At 59.3% G+C, this 26,965-nt stretch carries 23 protein-coding genes; 4 read left to right on the forward strand and 19 right to left on the reverse strand.

From position 1 onward, the window contains the following. Nucleotides 1-113: 113 nt before the first annotated feature. Nucleotides 114-422: a hypothetical protein gene (locus ACFO3E_RS16510; RefSeq protein ID WP_380806352.1), complete on the reverse strand. Its 309-nt coding sequence runs from the start codon at nucleotides 420-422 to the stop codon at nucleotides 114-116. 483 nt (nucleotides 423-905) lie between these two features. On the opposite strand from ACFO3E_RS16510, the gene ACFO3E_RS16515 reads away from it, so the two are divergent. Next, entirely contained in the window at nucleotides 906-2,579 is a 1,674-nt protein-coding gene (locus ACFO3E_RS16515; RefSeq protein ID WP_380806354.1) for an MFS transporter, read from the forward strand. 498 nt (nucleotides 2,580-3,077) lie between these two features. On the opposite strand, the gene ACFO3E_RS16520 is transcribed toward ACFO3E_RS16515, so the two are convergent. The 15 genes from ACFO3E_RS16520 to ACFO3E_RS16590 form a co-directional block, all read right to left on the reverse strand. Next, entirely contained in the window at nucleotides 3,078-4,427 is a 1,350-nt protein-coding gene (locus ACFO3E_RS16520; RefSeq protein ID WP_380806356.1) for a spinster family MFS transporter, read from the reverse strand. Nucleotides 4,428-4,454: 27 nt separating this feature from the next. Beyond that, on the reverse strand, nucleotides 4,455-5,315 hold the full coding sequence (locus tag ACFO3E_RS16525; RefSeq protein ID WP_380806358.1) for an enoyl-CoA hydratase: 861 nt from the start codon (nucleotides 5,313-5,315) through the stop codon (nucleotides 4,455-4,457). After that, entirely contained in the window at nucleotides 5,312-6,964 is a 1,653-nt protein-coding gene (locus tag ACFO3E_RS16530; protein WP_380806360.1) for an AMP-binding protein, read from the reverse strand. The genes ACFO3E_RS16525 and ACFO3E_RS16530 overlap by 4 nt, the downstream gene beginning before the upstream one ends. A gap of 86 nt (nucleotides 6,965-7,050) precedes the next feature. Next, entirely contained in the window at nucleotides 7,051-8,229 is a 1,179-nt protein-coding gene (locus ACFO3E_RS16535) for an acyl-CoA dehydrogenase family protein (RefSeq protein ID WP_380806363.1), read from the reverse strand. 4 nt (nucleotides 8,230-8,233) lie between these two features. After that, nucleotides 8,234-9,205 carry an acyl-CoA dehydrogenase family protein gene (locus ACFO3E_RS16540; protein WP_380806366.1) on the reverse strand — a complete coding sequence of 324 codons (972 nt, stop codon included), beginning with the start codon at nucleotides 9,203-9,205 and terminating at the stop codon, nucleotides 8,234-8,236. 214 nt (nucleotides 9,206-9,419) lie between these two features. Further along, nucleotides 9,420-10,448 carry an acyl-CoA dehydrogenase family protein gene (locus tag ACFO3E_RS16545; RefSeq protein WP_380806369.1) on the reverse strand — a complete coding sequence of 343 codons (1,029 nt, stop codon included), beginning with the start codon at nucleotides 10,446-10,448 and terminating at the stop codon, nucleotides 9,420-9,422. A gap of 5 nt (nucleotides 10,449-10,453) precedes the next feature. Beyond that, nucleotides 10,454-11,614, reverse strand: a complete 1,161-nt coding sequence (locus ACFO3E_RS16550; protein ID WP_380806371.1) for an acyl-CoA dehydrogenase family protein — start codon at nucleotides 11,612-11,614, stop codon at nucleotides 10,454-10,456. Continuing rightward, nucleotides 11,611-12,504, reverse strand: a complete 894-nt coding sequence (locus tag ACFO3E_RS16555; RefSeq protein WP_380806373.1) for an enoyl-CoA hydratase — start codon at nucleotides 12,502-12,504, stop codon at nucleotides 11,611-11,613. Before ACFO3E_RS16555 ends, ACFO3E_RS16550 begins: the two co-directional genes overlap by 4 nt. Continuing rightward, on the reverse strand, nucleotides 12,501-14,597 hold the full coding sequence (locus ACFO3E_RS16560; RefSeq protein WP_380806375.1) for an acetate--CoA ligase family protein: 2,097 nt from the start codon (nucleotides 14,595-14,597) through the stop codon (nucleotides 12,501-12,503). The genes ACFO3E_RS16555 and ACFO3E_RS16560 overlap by 4 nt, the downstream gene beginning before the upstream one ends. Then, nucleotides 14,594-16,549, reverse strand: coding sequence for a flavin-containing monooxygenase (locus tag ACFO3E_RS16565; RefSeq protein ID WP_380806378.1), 1,956 nt, complete (start codon nucleotides 16,547-16,549; stop codon nucleotides 14,594-14,596). Before ACFO3E_RS16565 ends, ACFO3E_RS16560 begins: the two co-directional genes overlap by 4 nt. Before the next feature lie 160 nt (nucleotides 16,550-16,709). Further along, on the reverse strand, nucleotides 16,710-16,940 hold the full coding sequence (locus tag ACFO3E_RS16570) for a biotin/lipoyl-containing protein (RefSeq protein WP_380806380.1): 231 nt from the start codon (nucleotides 16,938-16,940) through the stop codon (nucleotides 16,710-16,712). Nucleotides 16,941-16,997: 57 nt separating this feature from the next. After that, a complete protein-coding gene (locus ACFO3E_RS16575) occupies nucleotides 16,998-17,996 on the reverse strand; it encodes an alpha-ketoacid dehydrogenase subunit beta (RefSeq protein ID WP_380806383.1) in 999 nt (332 codons plus the stop codon). Nucleotide 17,997: 1 nt separating this feature from the next. Beyond that, the gene (locus ACFO3E_RS16580) at nucleotides 17,998-19,008 is read right to left on the reverse strand and encodes a thiamine pyrophosphate-dependent dehydrogenase E1 component subunit alpha (protein WP_380806385.1); all 1,011 of its coding nucleotides are present in this window, start codon (nucleotides 19,006-19,008) and stop codon (nucleotides 17,998-18,000) included. A gap of 114 nt (nucleotides 19,009-19,122) precedes the next feature. Further along, entirely contained in the window at nucleotides 19,123-19,791 is a 669-nt protein-coding gene (locus tag ACFO3E_RS16585) for an SDR family NAD(P)-dependent oxidoreductase (RefSeq protein ID WP_380806388.1), read from the reverse strand. Nucleotides 19,792-19,811: 20 nt separating this feature from the next. After that, nucleotides 19,812-20,654 (reverse strand): alpha/beta hydrolase, encoded by an 843-nt coding sequence (locus ACFO3E_RS16590; RefSeq protein WP_380806390.1) that lies wholly within the window; start codon nucleotides 20,652-20,654, stop codon nucleotides 19,812-19,814. 183 nt (nucleotides 20,655-20,837) lie between these two features. Here ACFO3E_RS16590 and ACFO3E_RS16595 point away from each other — a divergent pair, with 183 nt between their 5' ends. Then, nucleotides 20,838-21,806, forward strand: a complete 969-nt coding sequence (locus tag ACFO3E_RS16595; RefSeq protein WP_380806393.1) for an acyl-CoA thioesterase — start codon at nucleotides 20,838-20,840, stop codon at nucleotides 21,804-21,806. 13 nt (nucleotides 21,807-21,819) lie between these two features. Here ACFO3E_RS16595 and ACFO3E_RS16600 read toward each other — a convergent pair whose 3' ends face one another. Together ACFO3E_RS16600 and ACFO3E_RS16605 are read right to left on the reverse strand one after the other, a co-directional pair. Further along, the gene (locus ACFO3E_RS16600; RefSeq protein ID WP_380806395.1) at nucleotides 21,820-22,419 is read right to left on the reverse strand and encodes a TetR/AcrR family transcriptional regulator; all 600 of its coding nucleotides are present in this window, start codon (nucleotides 22,417-22,419) and stop codon (nucleotides 21,820-21,822) included. 469 nt (nucleotides 22,420-22,888) lie between these two features. Next, nucleotides 22,889-23,803: a TetR/AcrR family transcriptional regulator gene (locus ACFO3E_RS16605; protein WP_380806397.1), complete on the reverse strand. Its 915-nt coding sequence runs from the start codon at nucleotides 23,801-23,803 to the stop codon at nucleotides 22,889-22,891. Nucleotides 23,804-24,131: 328 nt separating this feature from the next. Here ACFO3E_RS16605 and ACFO3E_RS16610 point away from each other — a divergent pair, with 328 nt between their 5' ends. Next, on the forward strand, nucleotides 24,132-24,374 hold the full coding sequence (locus ACFO3E_RS16610) for a hypothetical protein (protein ID WP_380806400.1): 243 nt from the start codon (nucleotides 24,132-24,134) through the stop codon (nucleotides 24,372-24,374). 21 nt (nucleotides 24,375-24,395) lie between these two features. Beyond that, complete coding sequence (locus ACFO3E_RS16615; RefSeq protein WP_380806402.1) at nucleotides 24,396-25,889, forward strand: class I adenylate-forming enzyme family protein; 1,494 nt, start codon at nucleotides 24,396-24,398, stop codon at nucleotides 25,887-25,889. Nucleotides 25,890-25,912: 23 nt separating this feature from the next. Here the strand turns inward: ACFO3E_RS16615 and ACFO3E_RS16620 are convergent, their stop codons facing one another. Next, a complete protein-coding gene (locus ACFO3E_RS16620; RefSeq protein WP_380806405.1) occupies nucleotides 25,913-26,884 on the reverse strand; it encodes an enoyl-CoA hydratase/isomerase family protein in 972 nt (323 codons plus the stop codon). Nucleotides 26,885-26,965 lie beyond the last annotated feature (81 nt).

Raw genomic sequence — 26,965 nt, forward strand, 5'->3', positions numbered from 1 at the left:
TGCAATGTGGCAGATGACACACTGCAACAGGCCAGCGACGATCCGCTGATCCGCTCCTAAAATTTCTTATTGCCGCTCGCTGCGGCTTCTAATGTACAGCTTGCGCGGCAGTTTTACTTCTTGAGGTTCCCGAAGGCGGCGTCGATCTCCGCCAGCTTCGCGTCGCTTAGCTGGTCGGGGACATATTGTTGCATGGCTTTGAGCGTCATGCCGCGTGCCATGTCGATTTGGTCATTGGTGGTCATGCCCGGGACGGCTTTTTCCAGCGCAGCCTTCGCAGCGGGATCGTCTAGGATCACGCCGAGCTCGGTGTCCGCAGTGGTGTATGATGCAGAGGCTCCGCTTGCCGGCGCGGCCGCCGGCTGTGCCAGTGCGGGCACCGCAAGGGCACAGGCCATCGCAAAAAAGAAAATATGGCGCATTGATGAATATCCTCTTCGAGAGGCCGGTTGGATCGCCGAGGCGTTTGCACGTTTGCATGGTAGGATCAAGAGCGTAGAGTAAGGATATCGGCCGCAGTTTGCATGCGATGCATTAGTATTGCGTTAGCTTCGTCCCTTCTGACGTTAGAAAATACGAGGTTTGCGGTCATCTCGAGGATCTTTGCCTGCGACCATGCCCGCAGTTGGCCAATTGTCAAAATCGCCGTGGCGATGCAATGCTCAGGGAAATGACGCGAGCTTAGTTCTTTGTTCGACATCAACTATATCGGCGCATGGTTAGGCGCTTTCGCAAAATAGACGCGTTCCCGAGCACGTCGTCCCGCATCAGCCGGAACAGGAGTGATTAGTCACAGATATGCCAAATCTGATGTCGACAGCTCGGCCATCAACAGGGCCCGGGCGAAGATGCTCCTGTTGCTGCGCTTGTGACGTGAGGCAGCATCGATGTTTTGGAGGGATGCGATGGAGAAGATAATCGATGTATCGCCGAACAGTCGCCGGATAGCATTGATCGAACCGCTGCGGGAGCGGACTTATCGAACCATCTGGCTGGCAAGCCTTCTCTCCAACTTTGGCCAGCTGATCCAAGGGGTGGGCGCTGCATGGGAAATGACGCGGCTGACCAGTTCCGCTGAGATGGTGGCGCTGGTGCAAACGGCGATAACTTTGCCGATGATGCTGGCGGCATTGCCCGCCGGTGCGATCGCCGACATGTTCGACCGGCGCAAGGTAGCGCTTATTGGCCTGGGCTTTGCTTGCCTCAGTGCGACCGGGCTGACGGTGCTCTCCTCGACCGGATTGGTAAGTCCGTGGGCGCTTCTGGCCTTCTGCTTCCTAATTGGGGTTGGCGTCACGCTTTATGGGCCGGCCTGGCAGGCGTCCATCGGCGAGCAGGTGAGTGCGGAACATCTTCCGTCTGCCATCGCCCTTGGCTCGATCAGCTATAATGTCGCCCGAAGCTTTGGCCCGGCGATTGGCGGGATCATTGTCGCGACTGCAGGCGCAGTGGCAGCTTTTGCCGCCAATGCGTTCTTTTATATTCCGCTCATGCTTGCCTTCCTGTTCTGGCGGCGACCGGTTAAGCCCTCGCGCTTGCCGCCCGAGAGGATCGACCGAGCAATCATTTCGGGTATGCGTTACGCCTTCCACTCGCCGCCGATCCGCACAGTGCTGGTGCGGAGCGCGTTGAGCGGTTTGGCCGCGGCTTCCGTTTCGGCGCTCACCCCACTAGTGGCGCGCGAGCTGCTGCACGGCACGGCTGATACCTACGGCCTGCTGCTCGGCGTCTACGGTGTGGGCGCGGTAGCCGGAGCCTTTGCTATCGGCCGGGTGCGGGCGTCCGCGAATCCGGAGCGCGCTGCACGGTGGTTGGGACTTGTTAATGCGGTGGCCATGGGGGTGATTGGCCTTAGCAACCATCTGCTGCTGACCTGTACCGCCATGCTGGCAGGTGGCGCCGCTTGGATGCTGCTCGTGGCCCTCCTCAATGTAAGCGTTCAGCTTTCAGCACCCCGCTGGGTCACGGCGCGCGCCGTGTCATGTTATACGTGCGCCCTGACGGGCGGCATTGCCTTTGGCGCCTGGGGGTGGGGTGTTGCGGCCAGCCATCTCGGCATCACCCTCGCGTTGGTTCTTTCGGGGCTCGCCATGGCGATGACGACGCTGCTGGGCTTCGTCAGTCCGTTGCCCAAGGTGACACAGCCAGAAGAGGAATTGACAGAGACGCTGGCCGATCCAGAGGTACAGTTGGCGCTGACCCCCCGCAGTGGACCAATCGTGATTGAAATCGACTACCGGGTCGATCAGGCACAGGCGCGCAACTACTATGGCATCATGCAGCAGATCCGAAGTCGGCGTTTGCGTAGCGGCGGCTTTGGATGGTCATTATCGCGCGACGTGGTCGACCCTGAATTGTGGACGGAAAGTTATTCCTGTCCCACGTGGGGGGATTATTTGAGGCAGCGATCGCGCACGACCCAGGATGACAGGGAATTGCAGGTGGCGGCCGACGCATTTCACATCGGCAGCCCTCATGGCCGTGTCCGCCGACGCTTAGAGCGACCCTTTGGTTCTGTTCGGTGGCGGCCAGACAGTCCTGACCTGAACGACGAGACGCTCGTTATCATTACGCCTTAGTCGCACTCGGCAGCGGCCAGAGCCATCCATGTCTGTCCTTGTCTCGCTTGGCTGTTGCCAATCGCAATGGCATTGGTTGCCTAATGACGCCCTCTCGTTGGGGAAATGGTGAAGGCTCAGTTTATGATAGGCGTCGATTGGAAGGCGAGCAGGAGCCAGGCAGCTTTCCTGCGCCTACAGACGGTCGTCACCCGATCGTCAAGCTGCTTCTCGACGTCTTCGACGCGCACGTGCGTCGACATTCGCCCCTGAAGGAGAGCGGCGTCCGGCCCGAGTATCGTAACATACTGTTCCCGCTAGTTAATTGCGACATAATTGATACGTCCTGCCGCGATCTTGCCGAGCCAGCCGATCTTATTATCTACCTGGCCGGTTGCATGGGCGAAAGACAAATCGGATCCAGCAGGTCGTTGAGTGTGGCCGCATCATTGGCGAGCATCGCGGCACAGCGGCGAGCCTCTGCGCTGAGGATGCCCTCATTTGGGCATATGTGCGTTCCTAAAAATCGTTGCGAGCCAGTGCCGCGCGATAATGGCCGCAGGCGCGCCACAACAGAAAGGCGGCGATCGGCACCACAATAGCAATGGTGATCGCCAGAGAGTAGCCCAGAGCGCCATCATAGCCGAAGACGTTGTCGGTGAAGTTTGCCACGATCGCCGGTCCTAGACCCATGCCAAAGAAGCTGAGGCAGAAAAGATATATGGCCGCAACCTGCCCGCGCATCTGGTTGGGCGTGATTTCCTGCAAGGCCGCGGCGGCGCTCCCGAAGGGGAATGAGCAGAAAGTGAAAAAGACGAACACGAGTAGGATCGAAACTGTGTCCGACTGCACCAGCACGCTCGCGAGGCCGAAAGGCAGCACGCCCCCCAATGAGAGCAGTCCGATCTTGATGTTAGCGTCTTCATGGCCGCGGGCGCGAAGCATGATTGAAATCTGGCTACCGATTATGACGCCAACAGATCCAGCGCCTATGATTGCCAAGCCGTAGCGCCATGCGACATCCCCGACGCTCCACCCATGGATGCGCATGAAGAAGGTCGGTAGCCAGGCGAGCGAGCCGTTCCAGACCAGTCCCGCCACCGCGTAACCGATCATCAGCGTGCCGAAGGCCGCGCGGCGCTCAGCGAGATAGGCAAAGACTTCGCCAATCCGGGGTTGCTCCCCGCCGAAGCTCGACTTGAGGCCGGTGCGGGGAGGCTCACGCAGCGCCAGTACCAGCAGCGCGACTAGCACGCCAGGTAGGCCGACGGCGATGAACACCGCCTGCCATGGTTCCAGCATTCCGATGCCGGGTAGCGTCACGGCCGGCATGAGCGCAATGAGTGCGCCGCCAGCCATGATGGCAAATCCAGCGCCCACATTCGCCGCACCATTATAGAAACTAAGCGCGCGAGGCAGCTGGTGAGCGGAGAAACAATCGCTTAGCATGGAATATGCTCCTGGCGACAGTGCGGCCTCCCCTACGCCTACACCGACCCGTGCGAGGAAAAGCTGACCGAAGGACCGGGCCAAGCCACACAAGGCGGTCATGATGCTCCAGACGGTAATGCCAATGGCTATGACCGTCGTGCGCCGGCTGCGATCAACCAGCCGCCCGATCGGCATACCTAGCACGGTATAGAACATGGCGAACGCGAAGCCGTGGAGCAGGCTCAGCTGAAAGTCCGAAATGTGCAGCGTCGCACGGATTGGGCCGACCAGCAACGTCAGCAGCTGCCGATCGATGAAGGACACCATATATGCGAGCATGAATACCGAGAGCACGAACCAGGCATAGGGCCCGTCCTTCCTGATCGGGCGCTTCGCCGCGTGCTCTGCGGACTGTTCTGCCTCGATCGCGCTTTCCATTCCCTCGTCCTTCCGTTTGTTCGCCGCCTAGTCTTTCTTCATTTTCGGCACGCTCGCCAAGCTTGGCACATTGGTCGGGTCCATACCCCAGCCGTAGAGGCGGAAATTCTGAGTGTGACCTAGATGATGAAGGTAGAAGCCTGCGTCGAGCGCATTGGCCTGACCCTGGATATCGAGCGTCTTGTTGACCGCTTCCTTAGCAAGCTTCAGCGCGAAGCTCGGCTTGCCGGCGATTTTGGTCGCCATCGCGAGGGCGAAATCGGCGAGCTCCTCGCGTGGGACGACGTGGTTGACCATGCCCAGACGATGGGCTTCATCGGCACTCCAACTGTCAGCGGTAAACAAAAATTCCTTCGCCTTGCGTGCCCCCAGTTCCCATGGGTGAGCCAGCCATTCGACGCCCGGCATGCCGAATGTCATAACCGGGTCGGAGAACTGCGCATCGGCGCTCGCCACGATGATGTCGCAAACCCATGCGAAGATGAGCGCGCCTGCGATGCACTTGCCTTGCACGGCGCAGATGGTGGGCTTTGAGATGTTACGCCAGCGCTTGGCGGTTTCGAAGTAAGCTTCCTTTTCGGCCGCAAACCAGCCGTGTGTTTCAGGTTCCTGGAATCCCGACCAGGTGCCCACCTTACGGCTTTCGCTCTGCACGGCCGACTGATAGCTTTCGACTGTGTCGGCGATGTCGTGCCCGGCTGAAAAATGCTTACCATCCGCTGCGAGGATGATGACCTTGATTTGATCGTCATAGAGCGCTTTATCGAACGCTTCATTGACATCATAGATCAGCTGCGGGTTGATCGCATTGAACTTGTCCGCACGGGCGAGCGTGATCCGGGCTACACCGGCCACCGGGACTTCATAGCGGGCAAGAGACTCTGTCATGCCGGGATTCCTTCCGCGATCTCGCGCGCGCGGATGCGCAGCACGTCTTTCTTGACCTTGCCCGAAGGCACGCGAGGCAGATCGTCAACTAGTACCACATGTTCGGGGAATTTCTGCCGAGCCAGTCCCTCCGCTTCGAGAAAGCGCTTGATCTCTACCAAGTCGATCGCCTGGCCTGGGCGCGGAATGATGAAGGCGCAGCCCTTTTCACCGGTAGTTGGGCTCGGCATCGCGACAATTGCCACTTCGACGATAGCTGGATGGTTGTAGAGAATGTCTTCCACTTCCTTGGGGCTGATATTTTCACCCGACCGGATGATGATGTCTTTTTTACGGCCTGTAATAACGACATAGTTGCCGTGCACGATCTGGCCCAGATCGCCCATGTGGAAAAAGCCGTCCGCTCGAAAGTTACCTTCATTATCGGAGGGATGGAGATACCCCGCGAACAGGCCAGGGCCTCGCGCCAATATCTCCCCTTCCTTGCCTTCGGGCAACGGGTTGCCGTTTTCGTCGACAATGATCAGCTCGACTGGCCAGACAATCTCGCCGTCGGTTTCCGCGCCCATGTCGGCGTGCGCCTTGTCGCGCACGCCAAGCGTCGCCGTCGTCATTTCCGTCGAACCATACGCCCGGAAGAATAGCGCATTCGGGAAGGCCGCGCTGGCTTCCTTGATGAGGTCTGGCGAGACAGTCGTGCCGCCGCAGAAGAAGAGGCGAAGTGTCGCGATACGCTCCGGCTGATCCTTCGCCACATCGAGCAATTGTTGCAGAAACGGCGTCGCTCCACCCGAAATCGTGCAGCGATGCTTTTCGATGAGGTTGACGCCCTCGTCTGCTGCCCAAACGTCCATTAGCATGCTGCATGCGCCGCTGATCCACGGGATGTCAAAGCACCAGAAAGCGCCTGCAATATGGGTCACGGGTGAGGGCATGAAGATGATGTCGTCAGGGCCAACACCCCATCCATCAACCATCGCCTTGGCGCGGTGATCGAAACTGTAATGGGTGTGCATAACGCCCTTGGGCTTGCCTGTGGTCCCTGAGGTGTACATGACCATCATCACCGACGCAGGATCGATCTTTGGCAGCTCGGCCTCGGCCAGTGGGAGGCCGCCCGCAACGTCCTCCCAGCACAGGGCGCCTTGCCCGCGCACAGTGATAACTTCGTCCAGCTTGGGCAGTTCGGCCCGCAGTCCCGCCATCATCGCTACATGATCATGCTTGCGAAAGATCTGGGGCACAAAGATCATCTTCGCTCCGCAGTCGGCCAGAATATAGGCCAGTTCGGACTCTCGGTAGATGGGCGGGATCGGGTTGATGATGAGCCCACACATCCGCGCCGCTAGCGCGAGTACCGAGGACTCAACCCAGTTAGGTAGCTGGAATGAGACAACGTCGCCTGGCTTCATGCCCCGCGACTGGAAAAAGCCTGCTAGCCGCAGCGCCTGATCCCACGCCTCGCCGCGCGTCAGTCGCCGTTCGCCCTCGATCAGCAGCAGCCGAGAGGGATCCTGCTTCAGCGCGGCGCGGGCTGTGTCGACTAGGGTCGTCTGCTGCCAATAGCCGCCAGCCAAGTTGCGCTTAGCCCATTCGTCGCTCCATCTTACGGTGAAGCCGCTAGGGTCTTGCCTTGTCGTCCACTCCATGATCGCCTCATTGCATTAATGGCATCGCTCGGGTTCAACCGCTTTTAAACCGCTGAAGGACCGGTAGCCACCGCAGCGCTGACGACTCAACGTGCCCGTGGCAGGTCGAGCAGCCGGTCAGCCGTAATTTCCCGCTGGATCTCGCTGGTTCCGCCGGCGATGGTGAACACCCAGCTCCACAGATAATCGTGAGTCCAGGGATGGGCGTTGCGGTCCCCGTTGAACTCCAAAAAGTCCCAGCCTAAAATTTCACCAACGGTTTCGCTCAGTGTCTTGTGCGTTCCGGTGACTAGCAGCTTCATCAGCGATCCCTTGGGTCCGGGCTCACCGGTGCGGTCGCTCTCAGTAATGTGAGAGAGCGTCATCGAACGGATCGCAATGGCGTCGGCCTTGAGGCTTGCGAGCTTTTGCGCGATGCCGTCATCCTCAATGGCATAGCGACCATTTTCGAGCCTTACCTTGCCTGCAAGATCAATTGCGCGACATACGCGTTCATAAAGATCAAGCTGATCGCCGATAAAGCCCAGGCCGCGTTCAAAGGAGAGGGTAGACAGTGCCGTCGACCAGCCTTTGTTTACCTCACCCACCACGTTGGCGATGGGGATTCGTACCTCGTCGTAAAAGACCATTGATACATGCTCGTCGAGCAGCATCGTTCGGATCGGCTTGATGTCGATGCCCGGGGTCTTCATGTCGCAGATCAGCCAAGTCAGACCCCTGTGCCGTTCTGACTCTGGGTCAGTCCGGATAAGTAGTTCTTGATAGTCCGCATATTGCGCCTCGGTCGTCCACATCTTTGCGCCGGTAACGACGATATGGTCGCCATCGACCACGCCGCGCGTCTTCAGACTGGCGAGGTCGGAGCCGGCATTAGGCTCTGAAAAGCCTTGGCACCAGAGAGATTCGCCCGAGAGAATCTTGGGCAGATGGAAGCCCTTCTGTTCTTCCGTTCCGCGCACTATCAGCGTCGGACCGGCGTGCATCATCGCTACATAGGTCGTATTGACATAATGCGGCGCCCGCGCACGGGCGAGTTCTTCATACCAGATGACTTGTTGGAGGCCTGAAAGGCCGAGGCCTCCAAATTCCTTCGGCCAAGCGACACCTGCCCAGCCATGCTCGTACAGTTTGCGTTGCCAATCCCGGTCAAACTGGGCGGCGGCAGGGCCACCCGCAGGGCGGGGCGTCTGTGGTACGTTGATCGATAGCCAGGCACGTGCCCGCTCCCGGAAGGCGCGATCTTCGTCGGAATATTGCAGGTCCATCGTGTCAGCTTTCCACGCGGGCATCGAGCAAGCGCGCCAACAGTGCGCGCTTGGTGCCGAAGAGCTTGCCGAGCAGCCAGCTATGCTTCAGCAGCAGATGCGCATGATGCTCATCCGTAACGCCGATGCCGCCGTGCAGTTGGATATTGGTGTCGGCATTGGCGAGCGCCGCCTGATTGGCAAGGTGTTTGGCCGCGTCGAGGTGCACGGTGGCATCCGACCGGCCTTCCTTGATGGCTGCGGCGGCAAACCAAAGCTGGCAACGTGCCGCTTCCGCCCGAAGGGCCATATCCGCGCACGGATGGCGCACAGCTTGATAAGACCCGATCTTGCGGCCAAAGGTCTCGCGCACCTTGGCATATTCCACGATCAGCTCGAGCGCGACCTCTGCCAAGCCAATCTGCATTGCTGCGGTGCCCAACTGGCCCAGTTGCCACAGTCGATCGTCGGCGACTTCTGCGACCCGATTAGCTTGAGGCAGGTCACCGATCCGAAGTGAATTGGCGATATCGAGAGAGGCGCGCTCTTCGAATGCAGTGCTGGCGATATCGAACAGACACCCACCCTGCTGATCGACCTGCAGCGCCAGCACGGCATCGGCCGCACCAATCAGCCGAGCGCGGCTGCCATCCTTAACGACGAGGGCAACGCCCTGTTCGCCCGAGACGATCGCAGGGCGCAGATGCTCGTCCGCGATGTGTGCTGCCAGGCTCTGGGCGAGAATGTCTACCGGTCCACACAGCCGTCCGACCTCGCGGAAGAACAGCGCATGTTCAACAGCAGTAAGGCCACTGCCGCCTTTCGTTTCGGGCAAAGCTAACGCGAACCAGCCCATGTTGCCTAACTGCGCACGCAGAGCGACAGACATGTCGGCATTCCCCGCGGTGTGAAGCCGATCTAACGGCATCGCCTCACCCAGGAACTCGGCGGCGGCATTAGTGATCTCGATTTCGTCGCCGTCAGGTGCCAGGAACATTCAAGCCCCTCTTCCCGACGCAAGTGCCTTGCGTCATTTCATTCTCGTTCGATCGTTTGCACACAGTCTTTAAAGGACCGGTCCATCAAAATGCAATAGATGCTATTTATTAATGCCTGAGCTGCGTGTGCCGTATCGTCCGTGTTGTGACAAGATCGTTGGTGCGATGCTACTCTTTCTCTGACGTACGATGAGGTCCGGCGTTGCGCCGCCTTTAGGCAGCGACTTCGCTGGCGAAACTCTGATCTGGACCAGTAGGTGCATTCAGCATACGCTCCATCACACGGGCGCGATGCTGCGCCGGTGTGCCCCAGTCAAAGCGTAGCGCCTGGGCGCGTTTTAAAAAGAAATGTAGATCGACTTCCCAAGTTACGCCCATCGCGCCGTGCACTTGCACCGCCGTGCGGGTGGCAAGGTCGGCAGCGTCGCCAGCAGCAATTTTGGCGTGACTGACGCGTGCTTTCGCCGGGAGCGTGCCGAGGGCCAATTCGGCAGCGGCGGCGTAAACGACCGGACGCGCAAACTCGATCTTCACCTGTGCCGTGGCGATCAAATGTTTGACCGCCTGGTAGCTGCCGATGGGTTTGCCAAATTGGGTGCGTTCCTTGGCATAGGCGACGGCAAGATCGATGCTACGCTGCGCGAGTCCGATGAGCTGCGCTGCCGCCAGCACGGCGCCGCGATCCATTATGTCGCTCCATCCACCATCGCGCCGGGTAGCGGCAGACGGCGTCCAGTCCACCGAGTAGAGCCTGCGGAAGGGATCGATGCTCTTCTGGCGGCTTAGCTCGACGGCGGCCGTCTCGAGCAAGTGAAGCGTATCGCCATCGGAGAGGAGCAGCGCGACTGCGGTATCGGCATCAGCGACGAAGGCACGACCGGGATAGCCGAGCGCGACCGTGTGGCCATCGATCGCTTCAACCAGTCGGTCATTCTCGCCAAGCGCGGCGAGCAGCGGCACCGCAATCCCGGCATGTTCGACCAACGGTTCGGGGAGGCCGACATAGCCCGCCGCCTCGGCGACGCCGACGAAATCGGTTAGCCCCATGCCCAGGCCGCCGGCGCTTTCGGGCGCCATTAGGCCCAGCAGTCCCATTTCCTTGATCGTGGCCCAGCGTGCTTCATCGCGAGCTTGGCCTGTGGTGAGCATCTTGCGCAGATCGGCCGGTGTGCAGGTGTCAATCAGCATTTCGCGCGCCGCCTGGGTGATGGCGATCTGATCTTCGGTGAAGGCAAATTCCATTGCGATCAGGCCCTCGGCAGTCCAAGCATGCGCTCGGCGATAATGTTGCGCTGGATCTCATTCGAACCGGCATAGATTGGACCGGCGAGAGCGAAGATATAATATTGCAACCAGTCGGCCGCATCTCCACGGCCGGGCGCCTCGGGCAACAATTCACCGCGGGCGCCCAAAATATCCATGGCGGTCTGAGCCAGCGCAATGTCCAGTTCAGACCAGAAGATTTTGTTCGTGGATGATTCAGGCCCGATCTTGCCGCCGGCTTCCAACCTTGAGCACATGGCGTATATCGCGAGCGCATAGGCTTCTGCGTCCATCCAGCTCTGCGCAACGCGCTCTCCAGTGGAGCTCGGCAGCTTCTCCTTGTGCGCCTCGTAGAGAGCGATCAGCTTCTTGGCAGCTTCCTGGTAGCGCGCTGGCGAACGCAACAGAAGGCCGCGTTCGAACCCGGCGGTCGCCATGCAGACATGCCACCCTTGACCTTCGTCACCCAGCCGGTCGGCAACGGGTACCCGGACATTGTCCAGGAAGATTTCGGCAAACACCATTTCGCCATCCAGCCGCTCGATGGGCCGTCGAGTGACGCCCGGCGCGTCGAGCGGGAAGAGGATGAGGCTCATGCCTTTGTGCCGCTCACTGCCTGGCTCGCGGAACAAGCCAAATGCCCAGTCAGCAAAGACGGCGCGGCTTGACCAGATTTTTTGACCGTTCAGCACATAATGGTCGCCATCGCGCGTGCAGGTGGAACGAACGCCGGCAAGATCGCTACCTGCGCCTGGCTCCGACCACGCCTGCGCCCAGACTATGTCGCCCGCGGCCATGGACGGAAGAAAGCGCTTCTTCTGTTCCTCCGTGCCAAACTCCATCATTGTGGGGCCAAGAAGGAAAATTCCGTTCTGGTTGACGCGAACAGGCGCACCGGCGCGATAATATTCTTCCTCGAAGATCAGCCAGCGGATGAGGTCCAAGCCCCGTCCGCCGAGTTCCTCGGGCCATGTCACCATGCCCCAACGACCTTCGTTCAGCTTGCGCTCCCAGTCGCGATGGGCCTCAAACCCTTCGCGGGTCAGGTCGAAGGAGGGGAGGGGGACGCCGGGAACATTGGCTTCCATCCATGCACGCACTTCCGCGCGGAAGGCGCGCTGTTCTTGGGTAAATTCCAGCTTCACTCGCCAGCCTGCTTCTTGTTCGCTGCCGCCATCGCCTTGGCGTCAAGGCCCGCAATCGAATTACCCATAGTGAGGTCATTTTGTGCATGAGCAAAATGATGCATGTGGAATACCGCGTCCATGGCGGTGCGCTTACCGCGCAGATCCTCGACATGATTGATCGCCTGTTTGGTGAGCCAAGCGCCCAGGCGCGGCTGCGCGACGAGCTTGGCGGCGACCGCTGCCGTTTCTTCCTTCAGCTTGTCACGCGCTACAACGCGGTTGACCATGCCGAACTGCTCAGCCCGCTGTGCACTCATCCGTTCGCCCAGCAGCAAAAATTCCTTTGCGATGCGCGGAGGCAGTTCAAAGGCGTGAGCAAAATATTCCACGCCAGGAATGCCCATGCGCACAACTGGGTCTTGAAAGAAGGCATCTTCTGAGGCGATGATGAGATCGCATACCCAGGCGAGCATGAGACCTCCCGCGATGCACGCGCCTTGCACCATGGCGGCTGTCGGCTTCGGCGCGTCCCGCCAGCGGCGGCACATGCCCAGATAGACTTCCTGCTCCCGTGTGTAGAGAAACTCTGCTCCGGGCTTGTTCGTGTGGTCCGCGAACATCAGCCGCCGTTCGAAGCTCTTGTTGACGTCGCGCCCTGGCGTGCCGATGTCGTGCCCGGCCGAGAAATGTTTGCCTTCCCCCGCCAGCACGATCGCCTTCACCTCATCGTCGCTGATCGCGCGATTGAAGGCGTCGTCAAGCGCATAGGTCATCTGGCTGTTCTGGGCATTGTTGAAGTCCGGCCGATTCATCACGATCCAAGCGACCTGATCCACCACTTCGTAGCGGACCGGTTCATCGGTCTCGTAAACAATGCCTTCGTCAGAGCGTTGGACCAGATCGTTCATGCCGCTTCCTCCTCGGGTGCGCGCGCCGGCTCCGTCAGCAGGACGAGCGCGTCCACCGCTACCGCGCCCTTGCCCTCGGGCAGGACCAACAGCGGGTTTACTTCAACTTCGCGCAGCCGCTCGCCACCAGCGAGCACCGCGTCACCCAATGCCGCGATCGCCTTCGCGGCAGCGACGACATCCGCTTTGGGAGCGCCGCGATAGCCGTCGAGCAGCTTGAAGCTCTTGAGCGAACGCAGCATCTCCTCCGCGCCTGCGGCGTCGACCGGCAAAAGGCGGTGCTGTACGTCCTTCATGAGTTCGGTCCACACGCCACCCATGCCGACAGTCAGCATCCAGCCGAATACGGGATCGCGCGTGACACCGGCCAGTATCTCGACGCCGCCCTGCAGCATCGGCTCGAGGGTTACGCCTTCGATATGAACATCCATCGAGCGAGCCTTAGCCATCATAGATTCAAAGGCGTCGACGACATCATCCTCATCCTTGAGGGACAGCCGGATGAGGCCATGTTCGGTCTTGTGCGCTACATCGGGGCTAACAAGCTTGGCCACCAGCGGATAGCCGATGAGGTTCGCGGCTTCGCCTGCTTCCTCCGGCGTGTGAACGATTGCATCCCGCACTACCGGAACACCGAAGGCGGCCAGCGCCTCTTTGCCCTCAGTTTCCGACAGGGCGACACGAGCTTCAGGCAAGGCCGGCCAAACAGCGGTCGCGGCCGCGGCGGTTGTAGCGGCCATGCCCGATTTCTTCCACTTGCCATAGGCGCCGATCGCTCGCGCGGCGCGATCAAAATCGTCGAAATAGACGATTCCGTCAGCTGCAAGCTCGGCACGGTCTGCCGTGGAATAGGTGTCGATCACGATCACGGCCTTGTGATTGGCAGCGGCCGCCTTCTTGATCTGCTCATAGGCGCCGGTCAGAAAGCTGCCCGGTGTGTAGAGCAGGAGGACATCGATCGCTTCGGCCGAAAGCGCGATATTAATGCAGTCGCTCAAAAATTCGTTGCTGTTGACTATATTGCCCGTGAGATCGACCGGGTTCGAAACCATCGCGTGGCCGGGGATCTGGGCGTCAAGTGCATCTTGAACCGACTGCGGCAAAGTAGGCGTGTCGCCGCCGGACAGTTGCAGCGCGTCGGCAAGGATTGCGCCAGCTGCCCCCGAGATGCTGAGCACGGCGCAATTAGAGCCACCGATCTTGTCGGCAAAACCATGAAGATAGGCGAGATCAGAGAGACCCGAGAGCTCATTGACGCGTGCGACGCCGGCTTGAGTAAAGGCAGCGTCATAGGCTGCGCTGTCACCTGCGAGCGCAGCGGTATGCGACGCGGCAGCGGCAGCACCCTTTTCCGAGACGCCAACCTTAAAGACGGTCAGCAGCTTGCCCGCCGCCCTGAATTTGGCCGCCGCAGCCATGAACTTGGGACCATCGCGGAGTTGCTCGATATAACAGACCGCCGCTTGGGTGGCGGGATCACTAGCAAGATGCTCCAGATAATCGCTGAAGTCGACCGCGGCTTCGTTGCCGGTATTAATTATCTGACTAAAGGTTACGCCAGCGCGTTTGGCCATGCGGAACACAGTTGCGCACATGTTTCCCGACTGGGTGAGCAGCGCGGTATTTCCGGCAGGTTCACCGGGCTGGAAACTGGGCCCAAAGGTGGTGAATATCTGGTCGGTGAAGTTTGCATTGCCCATGCAGTTCGGGCCGGCAATCTTCATCCCGCTCCGTGTCGCGAAGCTGGTCAGAGCGGCCTGCTTTGCGATGCCCAATTCTTCATTGGTCTCGGCGTAGCCCGCCGCAAAGACCATGGCAGCGGGGATACCCAATGCATGAGATCGTTCGAGCTGCTCCAGAACCATGTCCGCAGATACAGCAAGGATAACCAGATCCACCCGCTCGGGTACATCTTCGATCTTTCTATAGGCTTTCAGGCCCTGAATGGTCTCATTCTTCGGATTGACTGGATAAATCTTCTCGAAGCCGGCGCGGATCAGCAGATCGACCGGCATTCCGCCGATGCGCCTTGCATTGTCCGACGCGCCTATGACCGCGATCGAACGTGGCGAAAGAAGGGGCGTTAGGGTCATGCGTCTACCTTGGCGTTTTTGATGTCATATTCGGCTGGATCGAAATTGGCCGTCAGGTTGCGATAATGACAGAGTCGCCAGGGTGAGTTCGTCACTACTCGGCCATCCTTGTTGCGATACCAGTTGTTTACGCCAGGGTGGGTCCAGACCAGTTGGGCATGCTCGGCATCGAACAACTGCTGATAGGCCTCATATGGCTCACGGCGCACTTCCAGGCTTGCGGCCTCGCGCTCGATCAGTTCTCGTAATGCCAGCATCGTGTAGCGCACCTGACATTCACTATTGAACACGGCGCTCCCGCCGTGACCGCCGTTTGTGCCGGGGCCATAGAGGATGAAGAGATTTGGGAAATCAGGCGCGGTGATGCCAAGATGTGCGCGCGGATTGTCCTCGCCCCAATGGTCGCGGATCGAACCGTTGGTGCCAATCACCTCTATCGGATAAAGCGGCGCTTGTGCCTTGAACCCCGTCGCCAGGATGATGACGTCGGCGGGATGTTCGATCCCATCCTTGTCTACTACCCCCGTCTCCGTGATCTTCTGGACTGGCCCGGTTACCAGCTCAACATTGTCGCGTGTTAGCGTGCGGAACCAGTTGCCATCCCGCAGCATGCGCTTGCCATAGGGCGGAAATTTGGGAGTGACCTTCGCCAGCAAATCCTCGCGGCCGCCAAGCTCGCTACGCATGTGGGCGATCAACTGCTCGCGGATTTCCTTGTTCGCCGCGTTCAATGAGGTGTCCGGTTCGGGCCAGTCCGGGTCCTTGCGTAGCGAAGGCAGCACGCCGTCAGAGGTCGCGTAAAGCAGCTGGAAACGATACCATTTTGTATAATAAGGGATGTGCTCAAGACCCCATTTGACGCCCTCGCTGACCTCTGCAAACAGCAGCGGGTTCTTTCGCGCCCAGTGGGGCGACCGCTGGAAAATCGTGAGGTGCCCAACCTTCGGCGCGATCGCCGGACCTATTTGCATGCCGGATGCGCCGGTGCCGATCTGGACTACGCGCTTGCCGGTCAGATCGACGCTGTGATCCCAGCGAGCCGAATGAAACATCGGCCCCTGGAAACTGTCCATTCCCGAAATGTTCGGATAGGATGGACGGTTCAGCAGGCCCGAGCCGCTGACCACCACATTGACCTTTTCGTCATATTCGCTGCCATCCTTGCGGCGGATTTTCACTGTCCAAAGTGAACGATCCGCATCCCAGATGGCAGAGATGACCTCCTCTTCGAAACGGACATGGTCGGCTAAATCCGCTTCCTTATAGACGGTGCGGATATATTTGATGATCTCCGGGCCTTGGGCGAAATAATGATCCCAGTTGGATTCGGTCCGGAAGGAATAGGAATAGAAGTGATTGGGAGTATCAACCGCGACGCCGGGATAAGTATTTTCATACCAGGTGCCGCCTACATCGTCGTTCTTCTCGATGACGGTGAAGGGGATGCCCGCTTCCTTCAGCTTGATCGCCATGGCCAGACCGGAATAGCCGATGCCAATCACAAGCACATGGTAGCGCTCGAGCGTCTCACGGGACACAGGCTTGCGCCAGCGGACCGTCTTGGCGTCCGTCCGGTCAAAGTTCAACTCCTCCAGCACCATTGGCATATATTCTGAAGGAACATGTTGACCGACGGCGGCGTCGCACATGCGCTGCAACTTGTCGACATCCGGTGCGGGCGGGAGCGGCCGGTCATGTTCGGCATAATCGCGCAGCGTAGCCGTCAATCGGTGGCGCAGTTCGGCCTGCAATTCTTCGGGTACGTCCACCTCGAAGCTCCAGGCTCCCTTGATGTAAGGTCGAAATTCCTGAAGCAGGGTCTCGTCGCCTGACAAGTGTGTGTACACGAGCAGGAGAGGCACGGGGTCCAGCTGCGCCAGGTGCGCATCGAGGATATGCGGCTCAGAAGCGACAAGGGCTCTTAGCGCCTGAGTGTCATCGGCCTTTGACATGGGTATTCCGTCCGCTCCTTTTCACGATGTCCGGCGAGCCGCTGCGCTTGGCGCTCAGCCCGAATCCCGGACAGCCGGCCCGCTGGGATAGTCGCCTTAAACTGGAATGCAATAGGAGTATTGCATAAGGTGATGCATACCGCTGGCCGGATATTCTCGATTACTCGATCGTTCCTATGACCGATCCAACCTCATAGGTTTCGCCGGGCTGTCCGATGATCTTAACGACGCCGGTGGCGGGCGCTTCGACCTCATTGGTCGACTTGTCGCTCTCGATCGAGAAGAGCGGCTCCCCTTCATTCACCGTCGCGCCGTCGGCAACAAGCCATTCGGACAGTACGCCCTCGGTCATCGAAAAGCCGATTTTGGGAAGGATGATGTCAGTTGCCATGATGTTTAATTCCTGTCGAATGTGCCGGCCACTCGCGAGATGGTCGGTAGATTAATATTAGGAGGCAGCGATCGTAGAGCGGGCGGCGTTTGCGATCTGCTCTGCGTTGACCAGATAGGCCTGTTCCAAGACCCCTGCGAAGGGCACCGGCGCATAAGGCGCACCAAGCCGCTTGATCGGAGCCTTGAGTGATTTAAAGGCTTCTTCCTGTATGGTTGCGGCAATTTCGGCACCGACGCCGAAGGCGCGGACCGCCTCGTGCGCGATCACGGCTCGGCCCGTCTTGCGGACAGAGGCGAGAACGGTTTCCTTGTCCCAAGGGGAGATGGTGCGCAGGTCTATGACCTCGGCCGAAATGCCCTCGCTTGCCAGCGCTTCTGCGGCAGCAAGCGTCCGGGTTGCGATTTCCGAATAGCTGATGATGGTTACATCGCTGCCCTCGCGAGTAATGTGGGCCTTGCCGAGTGGGATTGCGATCGGATCAACCGGCACCTCGCCTTGCACCAGGTAGGCCCGGCCGCATTCAATGAAGATCACCGGATCGGGATCGTCGATGGCTGCGAGCAGCAGACCCTTGGCATCTGCGGGCGTCGATGGCGCAACGACTTTAAGGCCAGGCGTATGCGCGAACCACGCTTCCAGGAAGTCGCTGTGCTGGCCGCCGCTCGAAAAACCACCACCAGTAAAGGTGCGGATCACAATAGGAACCGTGGTCTGGCCCCCCGACATATAGCGCAGCTTGGCCGCATGGTTGGTGATCATGTCCATGCAAACGGTTGTGAAATTCATGAGCATGATTTCAGCGACTGGCTTGTAGCCGTTGATCGCGGCGCCGATCGCAGCGCCGATGATCGCCTGCTCCGAAATCGGAGTGGATTTGACGCGGTCGTCGCCATAGGCGGTCGACAGGCCCTTGGTCACGCCGACGACGCCGCCACCTTCACGGTCAGCGACGTCTTCGCCGAGCACAATGATCTTAGGGTCTCGCTCCATAGCCTGCGTCAGTGCTTCGTTAATCGCTGCCAGCGCGTGGATCTTTTTCGTTTCAACAGTCATCTCAGGCGGCTCCCGCATCGGCATAAACATCGCGCTCAAGCTCCTCGAGCGGTGGCAGATCGCTACCGAGCGCAAATTCGATGGCTTCCTCGATCTCGGAGGCGATGTCCGCCTCGATCTTGGCGAGCTGTTCCTCAGTTGCAACGCTGCTCTCCAGCAGCTTCGCGCGGAAGATCGGCAGCGGGTCCTTGGCCATTGCCTCGGCCTTTTCTTCCTTGGTCATATAGCTGTCATTGTCACCAAAGACATGGCCGTAGAAGCGGAACGTGATCGCCTCAATCAGGGTCGGGCCTTCGCCGTCGCGGGCGCGGTTGACGGCTTCGTGAACAGCGGCATACATCGCGAACGGGTCATTACCGTCCACTGTGACGCCGGGCATGCCATAGCCGATGGCGCGTTTGGAAATCTTATCCACCGCAGTAACATTTTCATACCGCGTATGCTCGCAGAAGCGGTTGTTCTGGCAGACGAAGATAACCGGCAATTTCCACAGTGAAGCCATGTTGAGGCTTTCATGGAAGGCACCGATGTTCGATGCACCATCGCCGAAATATGCGACGGCGACGCGGCGGCTGCCGTCGAGTTTGTGTGCCCACGCGAGCCCATTGGCGATTGGCATGGAGGAGCCGACGATGCCTGTCGTCAGGATCGCGCCCGAAGCGGGATGGGTTATGTGCATTGGCCCGCCCTTGCCCTTGCAGGTGCCGGTGACACGGCCGGCCATTTCGGCCCATAGATCCTTCAAAGGCACCCCCTTCGCCAGCATGTCATGTGTGCCGCGATAGATGGTGCAAATCTGGTCATCGTCGTTCAGGTTCACCGACACTGACGAAGGGATGACTTCCTGACCCTTAGGCGAATAATAGGGCATGATCAGCCGACCGGTGCGGATCGCTTTGCGCGCCGCTTCATCGTTCTTGGAGATCAGTGTCATGCGCCGGAATATTTCCAGCTGCGTGCTCGGATCGGGTATTGCGGCATTCGCGCCGGGCGTCGTTGCTTCTGTGGACATGGTGACTTTCCCTGGTTCAGGCGTGTCTAATGTACGGTGTTGGCACTGTGTCCGTGCCAAGGGCAAGCGGAGCGCGTCGATTTCGCCGGGGCGATGGTGGAGGTGCCTTTAGGATTACCCTCCCAACGAGAGACGGATGCCTGCGCCGGTGACCGGCGCAGCATCAGGTGAGAGCAGAAACGCGATTACCTTTGCGGCAGACTCGGGCCTGACCCAGGTGCTGAAATCCGCCTCCGGCATATCCTTGCGATTGATCGGGGTGTCGATGATCGTCGGCAGCACGCAATTAACGCGGATCCCCTTTCCCTTGAGTTCGTCCGCCAAGCCTTCTGTGAGAGCCATGACTCCGGCTTTGGAGGCGGCATAGGGTGCCATGCCTGTCGCCACATTGGCTGCAGCAGCAGCGCCAACATTGACGATGGCGCCGCCAGCAGTCAGATGCGGCAGCGCGGAACGGCACGAGATTGCCGCTGTACGGACATTCATGCGGTACATCCTGTCCCAGCTCTCTACCGAACCATCCGCAACCGTTTCCCACAGAAACCCGCCTGCGACGTTGACCAGTCCATCAACGCCTCCAAGCTGCTGCACAATATCAGCAAATGCGGCGTCCACAGCCGCTTCATCCGCCAGGTCGACACCGGCAGCAACAATGCCGTCAAAGGCAGCAGGGCGAGGGGCGATGTCGATTACAGCAACGATGCCACCCCGCTCCTTGAGCTCCGCACAGACGGCATGACCAAGCGCGCCAAACCCCCCGGTCACAATAAACTTAGCTTGCATTAAGATCCCTTTCAATTCGATCAGTAGGCCTGGGCGCGCACGTGCAGACGCTCTCGCATCCAATTGCCTGCTTCAGTCACTGCACCGGTTGCAGCCTCCACCAGACCCGCTGCGCTCCAATAGCCGTGGAGCATGTTAGCATCGCAATCGGCATCGACTAAAATGCCCGCTTCCACTAATTTTCGACCATAGGCTAATCCCTCATCCCGAAGCGGATCCAGTTGCGCGACCCGAATGAAGGCGGGAGGTAGCTTACTGGCATCGGGGACCCTGAGCGGCGCAATCCAAGGATGATTCCGGTCGATGCCCTCCGGACAATAATGATCCCAAAACCATCGCATATCGGCGGTCGAGAGCAGCCAGTTGCGACCGCCGACTTCCTTGTGAGACGCGGTTTCGAAATCATGATCCGTCGCCGGATATGCCAGCACCTGCCCTGCTATCTCGGGGCCATCTTCATCGCGGGCGCGGATTGTGCAGGCCGCGGCGAGATTGCCGCCTGCGCTTTCACCTACCACGAGAAGTGGGCCGGGCAAGGCGCCTGCGGCCCAGAGCAGTGCAGCATAGGCATCTTCAAAAGGTTGAGGGTAGGGGTGTTCTGGTGCCAAGCGATAGTCTACGCTCACCAGCACACATCCGGCTTGTGCAGCCAGCCTACGGCACACCGAGTCCGCATGATCGAGCGTGCCGACGACCCAACCACCCGAGTGAAAATAGACAGCCTTGCCGACAGCCGCGCCCACTGGCGTGTAGCGTCGGATGGGGATCGGCCCGATTGGTCCCTCGATGCTCTCATTAACGACATCTGCCAGTTCGGGTAAGCCAACCGGAGCTGGCGCGGCTGCAAGCGACGCTTGCATCATTTCTCGCGCTGCGGCCGGAGTGCCTTGATGAAAAAAGGGGCGACCCGACTTCGCATAGGCTTCCAAAATGGCCTGATAATGTGGGTGCACCCTTCCGGTTCCTCTCTTTTTACCGTCCCTTCTCTTATCCTCCCTAACAACAAATATTGCAACGGCGTCTGCGCATTGATTCTCGGGTAAAGCATGTCTTCAGCTATCCCTGCGATCGCCCGAGCGATGCTGAAGCGCAATGGATTGAATGCTTGGCTTGGTAGGCGCATCGCGGACATCATGGGACAGACGCCACAAATCCGGCCAAGCCTTGATCAACCGCCGCCAAGTGCGGCTGAATTGTTACTGCTCGACGAGATAGAGCCAGACCGGTTCCGCGCTCGCCACAATCTTGATAATTACGCTGGTGCGACTTTTGGCGGACAGCAATTAGGGCAATCGCTGGCTGCGGCGGCGCGGACCGCGCCCGGCTGGCCCGCTTCCCAGGCCAGTGGCTTGTTTCTGCGAAGCGGGCGGCTCGACCAACCGATCGATTTTGTGGTCGAACGTGTGAACGACGGAAGGCGCTTCGCCCAGCGGCGCGTGCTTGCCAGCCAAGATGGGCGTGCGATCTTCGATTTTCAGTGCACATTTCACGCTAGGGAAGAAGGTCCAGCGCACCAGTTTGCTCAGGCTGGCAATGCCATATCTCCTGAAAAGCTCCGGCCTCTGCCGGATCTTGTGGCCCACACCGATCTATTGCCCGACACACTGCGCCGGATTTTCGCCATGCCTTTCCCCGTCGAGTTGCGGCCGGCTAAACCGGAGGGCTTGTTTGACGGACCGGGTTCGCCAACGCGGGATCTTTGGATGCGAATTCCCTCGGCGGAAGGGATGAGGGAGGAGGCAGATCACCAAGCCCTGTTGCTCCTACTATCCGATTATTGGCTCGCAGGCGCAGCAGCTGCGCCACACGGCGGCCCGGGACGAACCTTCCTCGTCACTTCCCTTAATCACGCGATCTGGCTCCATGCGCCTGCGCATCTCAATCAATGGCTGCTGTTTCGCATTGACAGCGATTGGGCCAATCACGGTCGGGGCTTGGCGCGCGGAATGCTGTTCGCGCAGGACGGCCGTTTGGTCGCTACAGTCATGCAGGAGGCGCTGCTACGACCCCTGTAGTTGTACCATGCGCTCAGTCTCGACCCCGCAGTTCATAATCACGAATGATCCTCTCGACTGTTGGCCGATGGTCGCCCAGTGCACTCGAGCTCCTGTTCGCGAACTCAGGATCCCGTTCTTTCAGCCGTTTTGCACGGGCGCGACAGATCGCCGCACCAATGACGGTTTGTGTCACTTCTATATAAAGTGTGACCGCGTCGGCTTCGCTGAGACCGCAGGAGCTAAGCTTGCTGATGACGGCTGTGGCATAGGCATTTTCCCGCTCATTGGGTTCACCATTTACGAGATTGGCCAGCAGGTGAGGCAGCGCTTCCGACGCGCGTACCGATGCTGCCGCATGCTCTCTCAGCAAATCCTGCCAAGTGTCTGCTGATTCACAAACATCAGCCGCGCACGCCAGGCGTTGAAGCATCATCTGCTCCAACTCTTCCTTGCTGCGAACATAGCCGTACAGCGTTGCGACGCCAGTATTCAGTCGCTCGGCGAGAAGATTCATCTCGAAACGAGCAAGGCCCAGTTCGCAAGCGGCATCGACAATCGCTTCCAATGTGAGCCGACGGGGGCGGCCTACAGTCCGCTTGACATGACTCCTGCTTAAGGGCGCCTCTTCCATATGCTCAATATCCTGTTTTCGGACGCCGTCCGCAAGAACCGCAACATCCTCCCGGCGATGAATTGGATATTATCCGAATCGCTATCGACAATCACATTTCGGGCTTCAGCGGGGCCCGCGTGCCTCGTTTTCAGAGGACGCGGTAAGGATGAACGGACTACACTATCTGGACTACGCGGCTCTACTGGCCGCGGCACCAGCCCTCGCACCAGAAAGTGTCGGCAGAGGACCACCACTATAGAGGTCAAGAAGGCGGTTAATTATATTTTTTCGCTGATGGCCGCCATATAAGCCCCTTGAGGTATGTTGGGGCAGTTCGTGGGCATCATAGTGAATGGGGTTCGTGAACATTTCCCGCGACGAGCTTGAGCGCCTCAGAGAAGATATGGACGGCGACACACGCCGGCCGAGGTAGAAAATTTCAGCGCGGGCGCACTGTGCTGCCCGCGCCATCTGCTCATTACAATGTTCAATTCGTGGCCATTCTCACCTTTTTGGCGCTGGAACGCTTCATAGGTGATACTTCATCGTTCACCTCATCCAAGCGTTGCTTCGAGCGGGGCTTGGCTTCGGTTTTGGGGGCGGCCGCCTTCGGTGTCCGGCTGGCTTCGCCTTTGCTTGATCGCGGCTTCGGCGCTAAATCCTGAAGAGCAGGTGAGCGCTGCGAAGATGGTTTCGACCGAGCCTTTTTAGCCACCGTCGGTCCATACCGGCCGAGGATGAAAAGATCGATCTTCTTCGTGAGAATGGTGTCGTCGGGCCGACTGCGCTGCCATCCCGTATAGTTCATCATCGCCATGTTGCCGAGCAATATGTCGAGGAAGAATCCGGCTGATTCAGCATGGTCGCCATCGGGGATGAGCCTTCGGGCTGCCAGATCCTCAAACACCTTCGTGACATTACCATTGAACCGGGCAAAGGTCGCAGTGGCGACGCGCGCCATCAAATCAGGAAAGCGCCGGCTTTCAGCTACCATCAGCCGCATCAGATCCAACGAGTTTTCAAGCAGAACATAATCGAGCGCCTTTTGCGCCGTCAGCATCAGGGTCTCAAAAAGAGAACCCTCATGTGGAGCCGAGGGTGAGGGGATCAGCGGCGCGGAGCGACGAGCATAGATTACTTCGCGGAAGATCGCCTCCTTGTCACCGAAATGCTGGTAAAGTGTTCGGGTCGCCACGCCTGCCTGCTTGGCGATGTCGACCAGCGATGTTTCGGCATAACCCTGGGTGACAAACAGATCTGTCGCGACCTCTAGCACAGTGCCTTTGCGCCGTTCCAATTCGGCAAGCGTCGGCCTACCTGCTTGGTTGCGAGGCGTAATCTTCTGCCCGTTCCGGCCGCCTGCCTTTTTCTTCGTGGCCGTTGAGGGCCGAGTTTTCAGCACGATCTAATCATCCCACCTGTAAAACCGCCAATTTAGCTCAATAATCTAGTCGCGCAACGTTCTTGTTTGCAATGGCAGAGTGCCAGGAAGTGTGCTTTTGACCATCGTGCGCGCGATGACTCGGATTTCCGCTCCCTTCCGGCTTTGCCCAAGCAGCACTTGCGGATAATTCCTGCCCTCATCATGATTGTGGTACGCACGCCACGTCGCCAACGGTGGCATGCACGTTAGGCCGCGCGAGTGGCGCTCCTAATGAGTGTGAAAACGGGAAAGCAAGGCAATGAAACCGGGTACAAAATTGAAAAGCGCAGTGTGCGACACTGAAGTGATGGTGATCAAGGCCGGCACCGGGCAGATCGCATGCGGCGGTGTGCCAATGGTAGAGGAGCGATCGGGCGAGAAGGGCGTGATCGATCCCGCCTTCGCAGGTGGGACAATGATGGGCAAACGCTACACTGATGCGGCAGCTACCTTCGAACTGCTGTGCGTGAAGCCGGGTGCCGGATCACTCAGCGTTGACGGCGTTGCAGCGCAGCTCAAGGACGCCAAGCCTCTGCCGTCGTCCGATTGATCAGGTAAAGTCTCAGATCGCATGAACATCGCGCTCCTCCTGGAAATGGCCGCCGACGCGTCGGCGGATCGTGTCGGCCTTGTCTGTGACGACAAGCGCTGGACATATGGTGATCTGCTCGCGGCCGCTCGCGGGGCGTTCGAGATGATCGAGCAGAGCGGCGCGCAATATGTCGCGCTGCTCGATGAAAGCAGTGAGGCATCGGCGATCGCGCTATTCGGTGCGGCGCTAGCAGGCGTGCCCTATTGCCCACTCAATTACAGGCTACCTGATACCGATCTGTCAGCGCTGCTCGCCCGTATCTCGCCTGCGCTGGTTGTGGGCGACGAGGAACGAGTGACACGTATTGCAGGCGATCAGGGCCACATCGTCATGGCGCGCGAGGACTTTGTGGCGAAGGCGCAGGAGCTGGTTCCGGGCGATACGGATCGCGTCTATGATCCAGGGGACGGCGTCGCGGTACAGCTATTTACCAGTGGCACCACCGCCGCGCCCAAGGCTGCGATCCTGCGCCATGCAAACCTGATGGGTTACATCTTGGGTTCTGTTGAGTTTGCGTCAGCAAATGAGGACGACGCGACGTTGATCGTAGTCCCTCCATATCATATTGCCGGCATTTCCGCGATTATGTCGTCCATCTATGCGAATCGTCGCATGGTCATGCTGCCCGCTTTCACTCCGGAAGACTGGCTGCAGTTGGTCGAAGCCGAGAAGGTGACAAACGCTTTCGTCGTTCCGACCATGTTGCAGCGCGTCATCAACATGATGGAGCAGGGAGTGCGGGCGGATGTCTCCTCGCTTCGGGCGATCGCCTACGGCGGCGGCAAGATGCCCCTGGAGGTGATCCAGAGCGCTCTTACTTTATTCCCTCACACCGGTTTCACCAATGCTTACGGCTTGACTGAAACCAGTTCAACCATCGCCCTACTCGGACCCGATGATCATCGCGCTGCTCTGGCGTCCGATGATCCAAAGGTGCGGGCACGCCTGACATCAATTGGCCAAGCCCTGCCCACGGTGGAAATCGAGATTCGTGATGAGGATGGCAGGGTGCTCGGTCCCCGCAGCGCCGGCGAAATTTATGTCCGGGGCGAGCAGGTATCAGGTGAATATAAGGAACGTAGTGCGCTGCTGCCTGGCGGCTGGTTCCCTACCCGAGATGCCGGTTACATGGACGAAGAAGGTTATATTTTCTTGTCCGGCCGCGCGGACGACGTCATCGTGCGCGGCGGTGAAAATATGTCTCCAGGTGAGATTGAGGATGTGCTGCTGACCCATCCCGGCATCGCCGACGCGGCAGCGGTAGGTATTCCTTCTGTCGAGTGGGGAGAGGCGGTAGGAGTGGCCATCACCGTGCGTGATGGGCATGCGCCAAGCGATGACGAACTCAAGGCACTTGTTCGCGACCGTCTGCGTTCCTCACGCGTGCCAGAGCGTATCGAACGGGTCGAAGCGCTGCCCTATAATGAGATGGGCAAGTTGCTTCGCCGCGAGGTGAAGAAGCTTTTCGCCTGAAGACATGTCAGGGCGGCGTCGCATCAATCGTCCGGATTGTCGGTGATTGCATCAATCAGACCCCACGTCAAAGCGGTTCGCGCAGTGATCCGCCGGCCCGAAAGGATGAGGGCTGCCGCGCGCTGCCGGCCAATGCGCCTAGAGAGGGAGACGCATCCGCCGGCGCCCGGCAGAATGCCCATGCCAGTTTCTGGCAGCTGGAACCACGCATCGGACTTTGCCGTGAGTCGGCGGGCATAGGCTGCAAGCTCCAATCCAGATCCCACACAACCGCCCTGCACATGAACGTCCATGATGCCCGGCCGCCGGACAAGGGCTCGCGCCGGCAAGGTCCGCATGCGAATGGCATGGGCTTCCGTTGCATCGCTCGTGGTTCCAAATTCGTGAAGATCCGCCCCTAGGCTGAAGCAACGACCAGCGCCGCGCAGCGTGACGCGTTCGATACTCCCATCCATTGCTGCGACGCTGAATGCTTCGAACAGGCCGTCCCGCATCGGCCGGTCTATGGCGTTCAGCGACTGCGGGCGATCGAGCAGGATCGCGAGCGTCTCGCCCCGTCTGTCCAGTTGAATTCGGCCTGGCGCTTCGGCCTGCCGCTTGGCGTCGCGCTGACTTGCTCGCCAGGTCTGATGTTCTGCGCCAGCCTGCAACGCAGCGAAGGCGAGAGATTCGAACGTAAGCGCACCATCAAAAGGCATGCCATCGATGCTTCGCAGCAACTGGGTCACAATGGCAGATGCCTGCGGCGCTGCGCGGATAGCTCTAGCCAACGCTGGCAAGGAAATGGGCGGCTCAACTATAAGATCGACTCGCCTGCTTTGCGGATGGTCGGCGCGACCGATGCCGATCAAAGGTACCGGTGGTAAGGGATCGATCGCAAGATCGTCAGGCCAGTGGTCAAGGTCTACGCAGACAAAGGGTCGCAGGTCGGCGCGCCAATCCTGTCCTAACATCCATGTTTCTAGCTGATCGTCCTGCATGGCTACAAGCTGCATCCTGGTTGCGGCACGCGCAAGTCGCCCCGCCGATATGTATGACAAGTTACTGGTGAACCGATCAATCGGCATGGTAAGGGA

Origin of the sequence: Sphingobium tyrosinilyticum, assembly GCF_042654265.1 — a bacterium.
GTDB lineage: Bacteria > Pseudomonadota > Alphaproteobacteria > Sphingomonadales > Sphingomonadaceae > Sphingobium > Sphingobium tyrosinilyticum.

Excerpts from the sequence above, each read along its gene's own strand:
- ACFO3E_RS16580 (WP_380806385.1), bottom strand. The coding sequence starts at position 19,008 with ATGTCCACAGAAGCAACGACGCCCGGCGCGAATGCCGCAATACCCGAT.
- ACFO3E_RS16615 (WP_380806402.1), top strand. The coding sequence starts at position 24,396 with ATGAACATCGCGCTCCTCCTGGAAATGGCCGCCGACGCGTCGGCGGAT.
- ACFO3E_RS16595 (WP_380806393.1), top strand. The coding sequence starts at position 20,838 with ATGTCTTCAGCTATCCCTGCGATCGCCCGAGCGATGCTGAAGCGCAAT.
- ACFO3E_RS16545 (WP_380806369.1), bottom strand. The coding sequence starts at position 10,448 with ATGGAATTTGCCTTCACCGAAGATCAGATCGCCATCACCCAGGCGGCG.
- ACFO3E_RS16610 (WP_380806400.1), top strand. The coding sequence starts at position 24,132 with ATGGTGATCAAGGCCGGCACCGGGCAGATCGCATGCGGCGGTGTGCCA.
- ACFO3E_RS16590 (WP_380806390.1), bottom strand. The coding sequence starts at position 20,654 with ATGATGCAAGCGTCGCTTGCAGCCGCGCCAGCTCCGGTTGGCTTACCC.
- ACFO3E_RS16520 (WP_380806356.1), bottom strand. The coding sequence starts at position 4,427 with ATGGAAAGCGCGATCGAGGCAGAACAGTCCGCAGAGCACGCGGCGAAG.
- ACFO3E_RS16525 (WP_380806358.1), bottom strand. The coding sequence starts at position 5,315 with ATGACAGAGTCTCTTGCCCGCTATGAAGTCCCGGTGGCCGGTGTAGCC.
- ACFO3E_RS16620 (WP_380806405.1), bottom strand. The coding sequence starts at position 26,884 with ATGCAGCTTGTAGCCATGCAGGACGATCAGCTAGAAACATGGATGTTA.
- ACFO3E_RS16585 (WP_380806388.1), bottom strand. The coding sequence starts at position 19,791 with ATGCAAGCTAAGTTTATTGTGACCGGGGGGTTTGGCGCGCTTGGTCAT.
- ACFO3E_RS16600 (WP_380806395.1), bottom strand. The coding sequence starts at position 22,419 with ATGGAAGAGGCGCCCTTAAGCAGGAGTCATGTCAAGCGGACTGTAGGC.
- ACFO3E_RS16515 (WP_380806354.1), top strand. The coding sequence starts at position 906 with ATGGAGAAGATAATCGATGTATCGCCGAACAGTCGCCGGATAGCATTG.
- ACFO3E_RS16530 (WP_380806360.1), bottom strand. The coding sequence starts at position 6,964 with ATGGAGTGGACGACAAGGCAAGACCCTAGCGGCTTCACCGTAAGATGG.
- ACFO3E_RS16570 (WP_380806380.1), bottom strand. The coding sequence starts at position 16,940 with ATGGCAACTGACATCATCCTTCCCAAAATCGGCTTTTCGATGACCGAG.
- ACFO3E_RS16535 (WP_380806363.1), bottom strand. The coding sequence starts at position 8,229 with ATGGACCTGCAATATTCCGACGAAGATCGCGCCTTCCGGGAGCGGGCA.
- ACFO3E_RS16565 (WP_380806378.1), bottom strand. The coding sequence starts at position 16,549 with ATGTCAAAGGCCGATGACACTCAGGCGCTAAGAGCCCTTGTCGCTTCT.
- ACFO3E_RS16555 (WP_380806373.1), bottom strand. The coding sequence starts at position 12,504 with ATGAACGATCTGGTCCAACGCTCTGACGAAGGCATTGTTTACGAGACC.
- ACFO3E_RS16575 (WP_380806383.1), bottom strand. The coding sequence starts at position 17,996 with ATGACTGTTGAAACGAAAAAGATCCACGCGCTGGCAGCGATTAACGAA.
- ACFO3E_RS16510 (WP_380806352.1), bottom strand. The coding sequence starts at position 422 with ATGCGCCATATTTTCTTTTTTGCGATGGCCTGTGCCCTTGCGGTGCCC.
- ACFO3E_RS16540 (WP_380806366.1), bottom strand. The coding sequence starts at position 9,205 with ATGTTCCTGGCACCTGACGGCGACGAAATCGAGATCACTAATGCCGCC.
- ACFO3E_RS16560 (WP_380806375.1), bottom strand. The coding sequence starts at position 14,597 with ATGACCCTAACGCCCCTTCTTTCGCCACGTTCGATCGCGGTCATAGGC.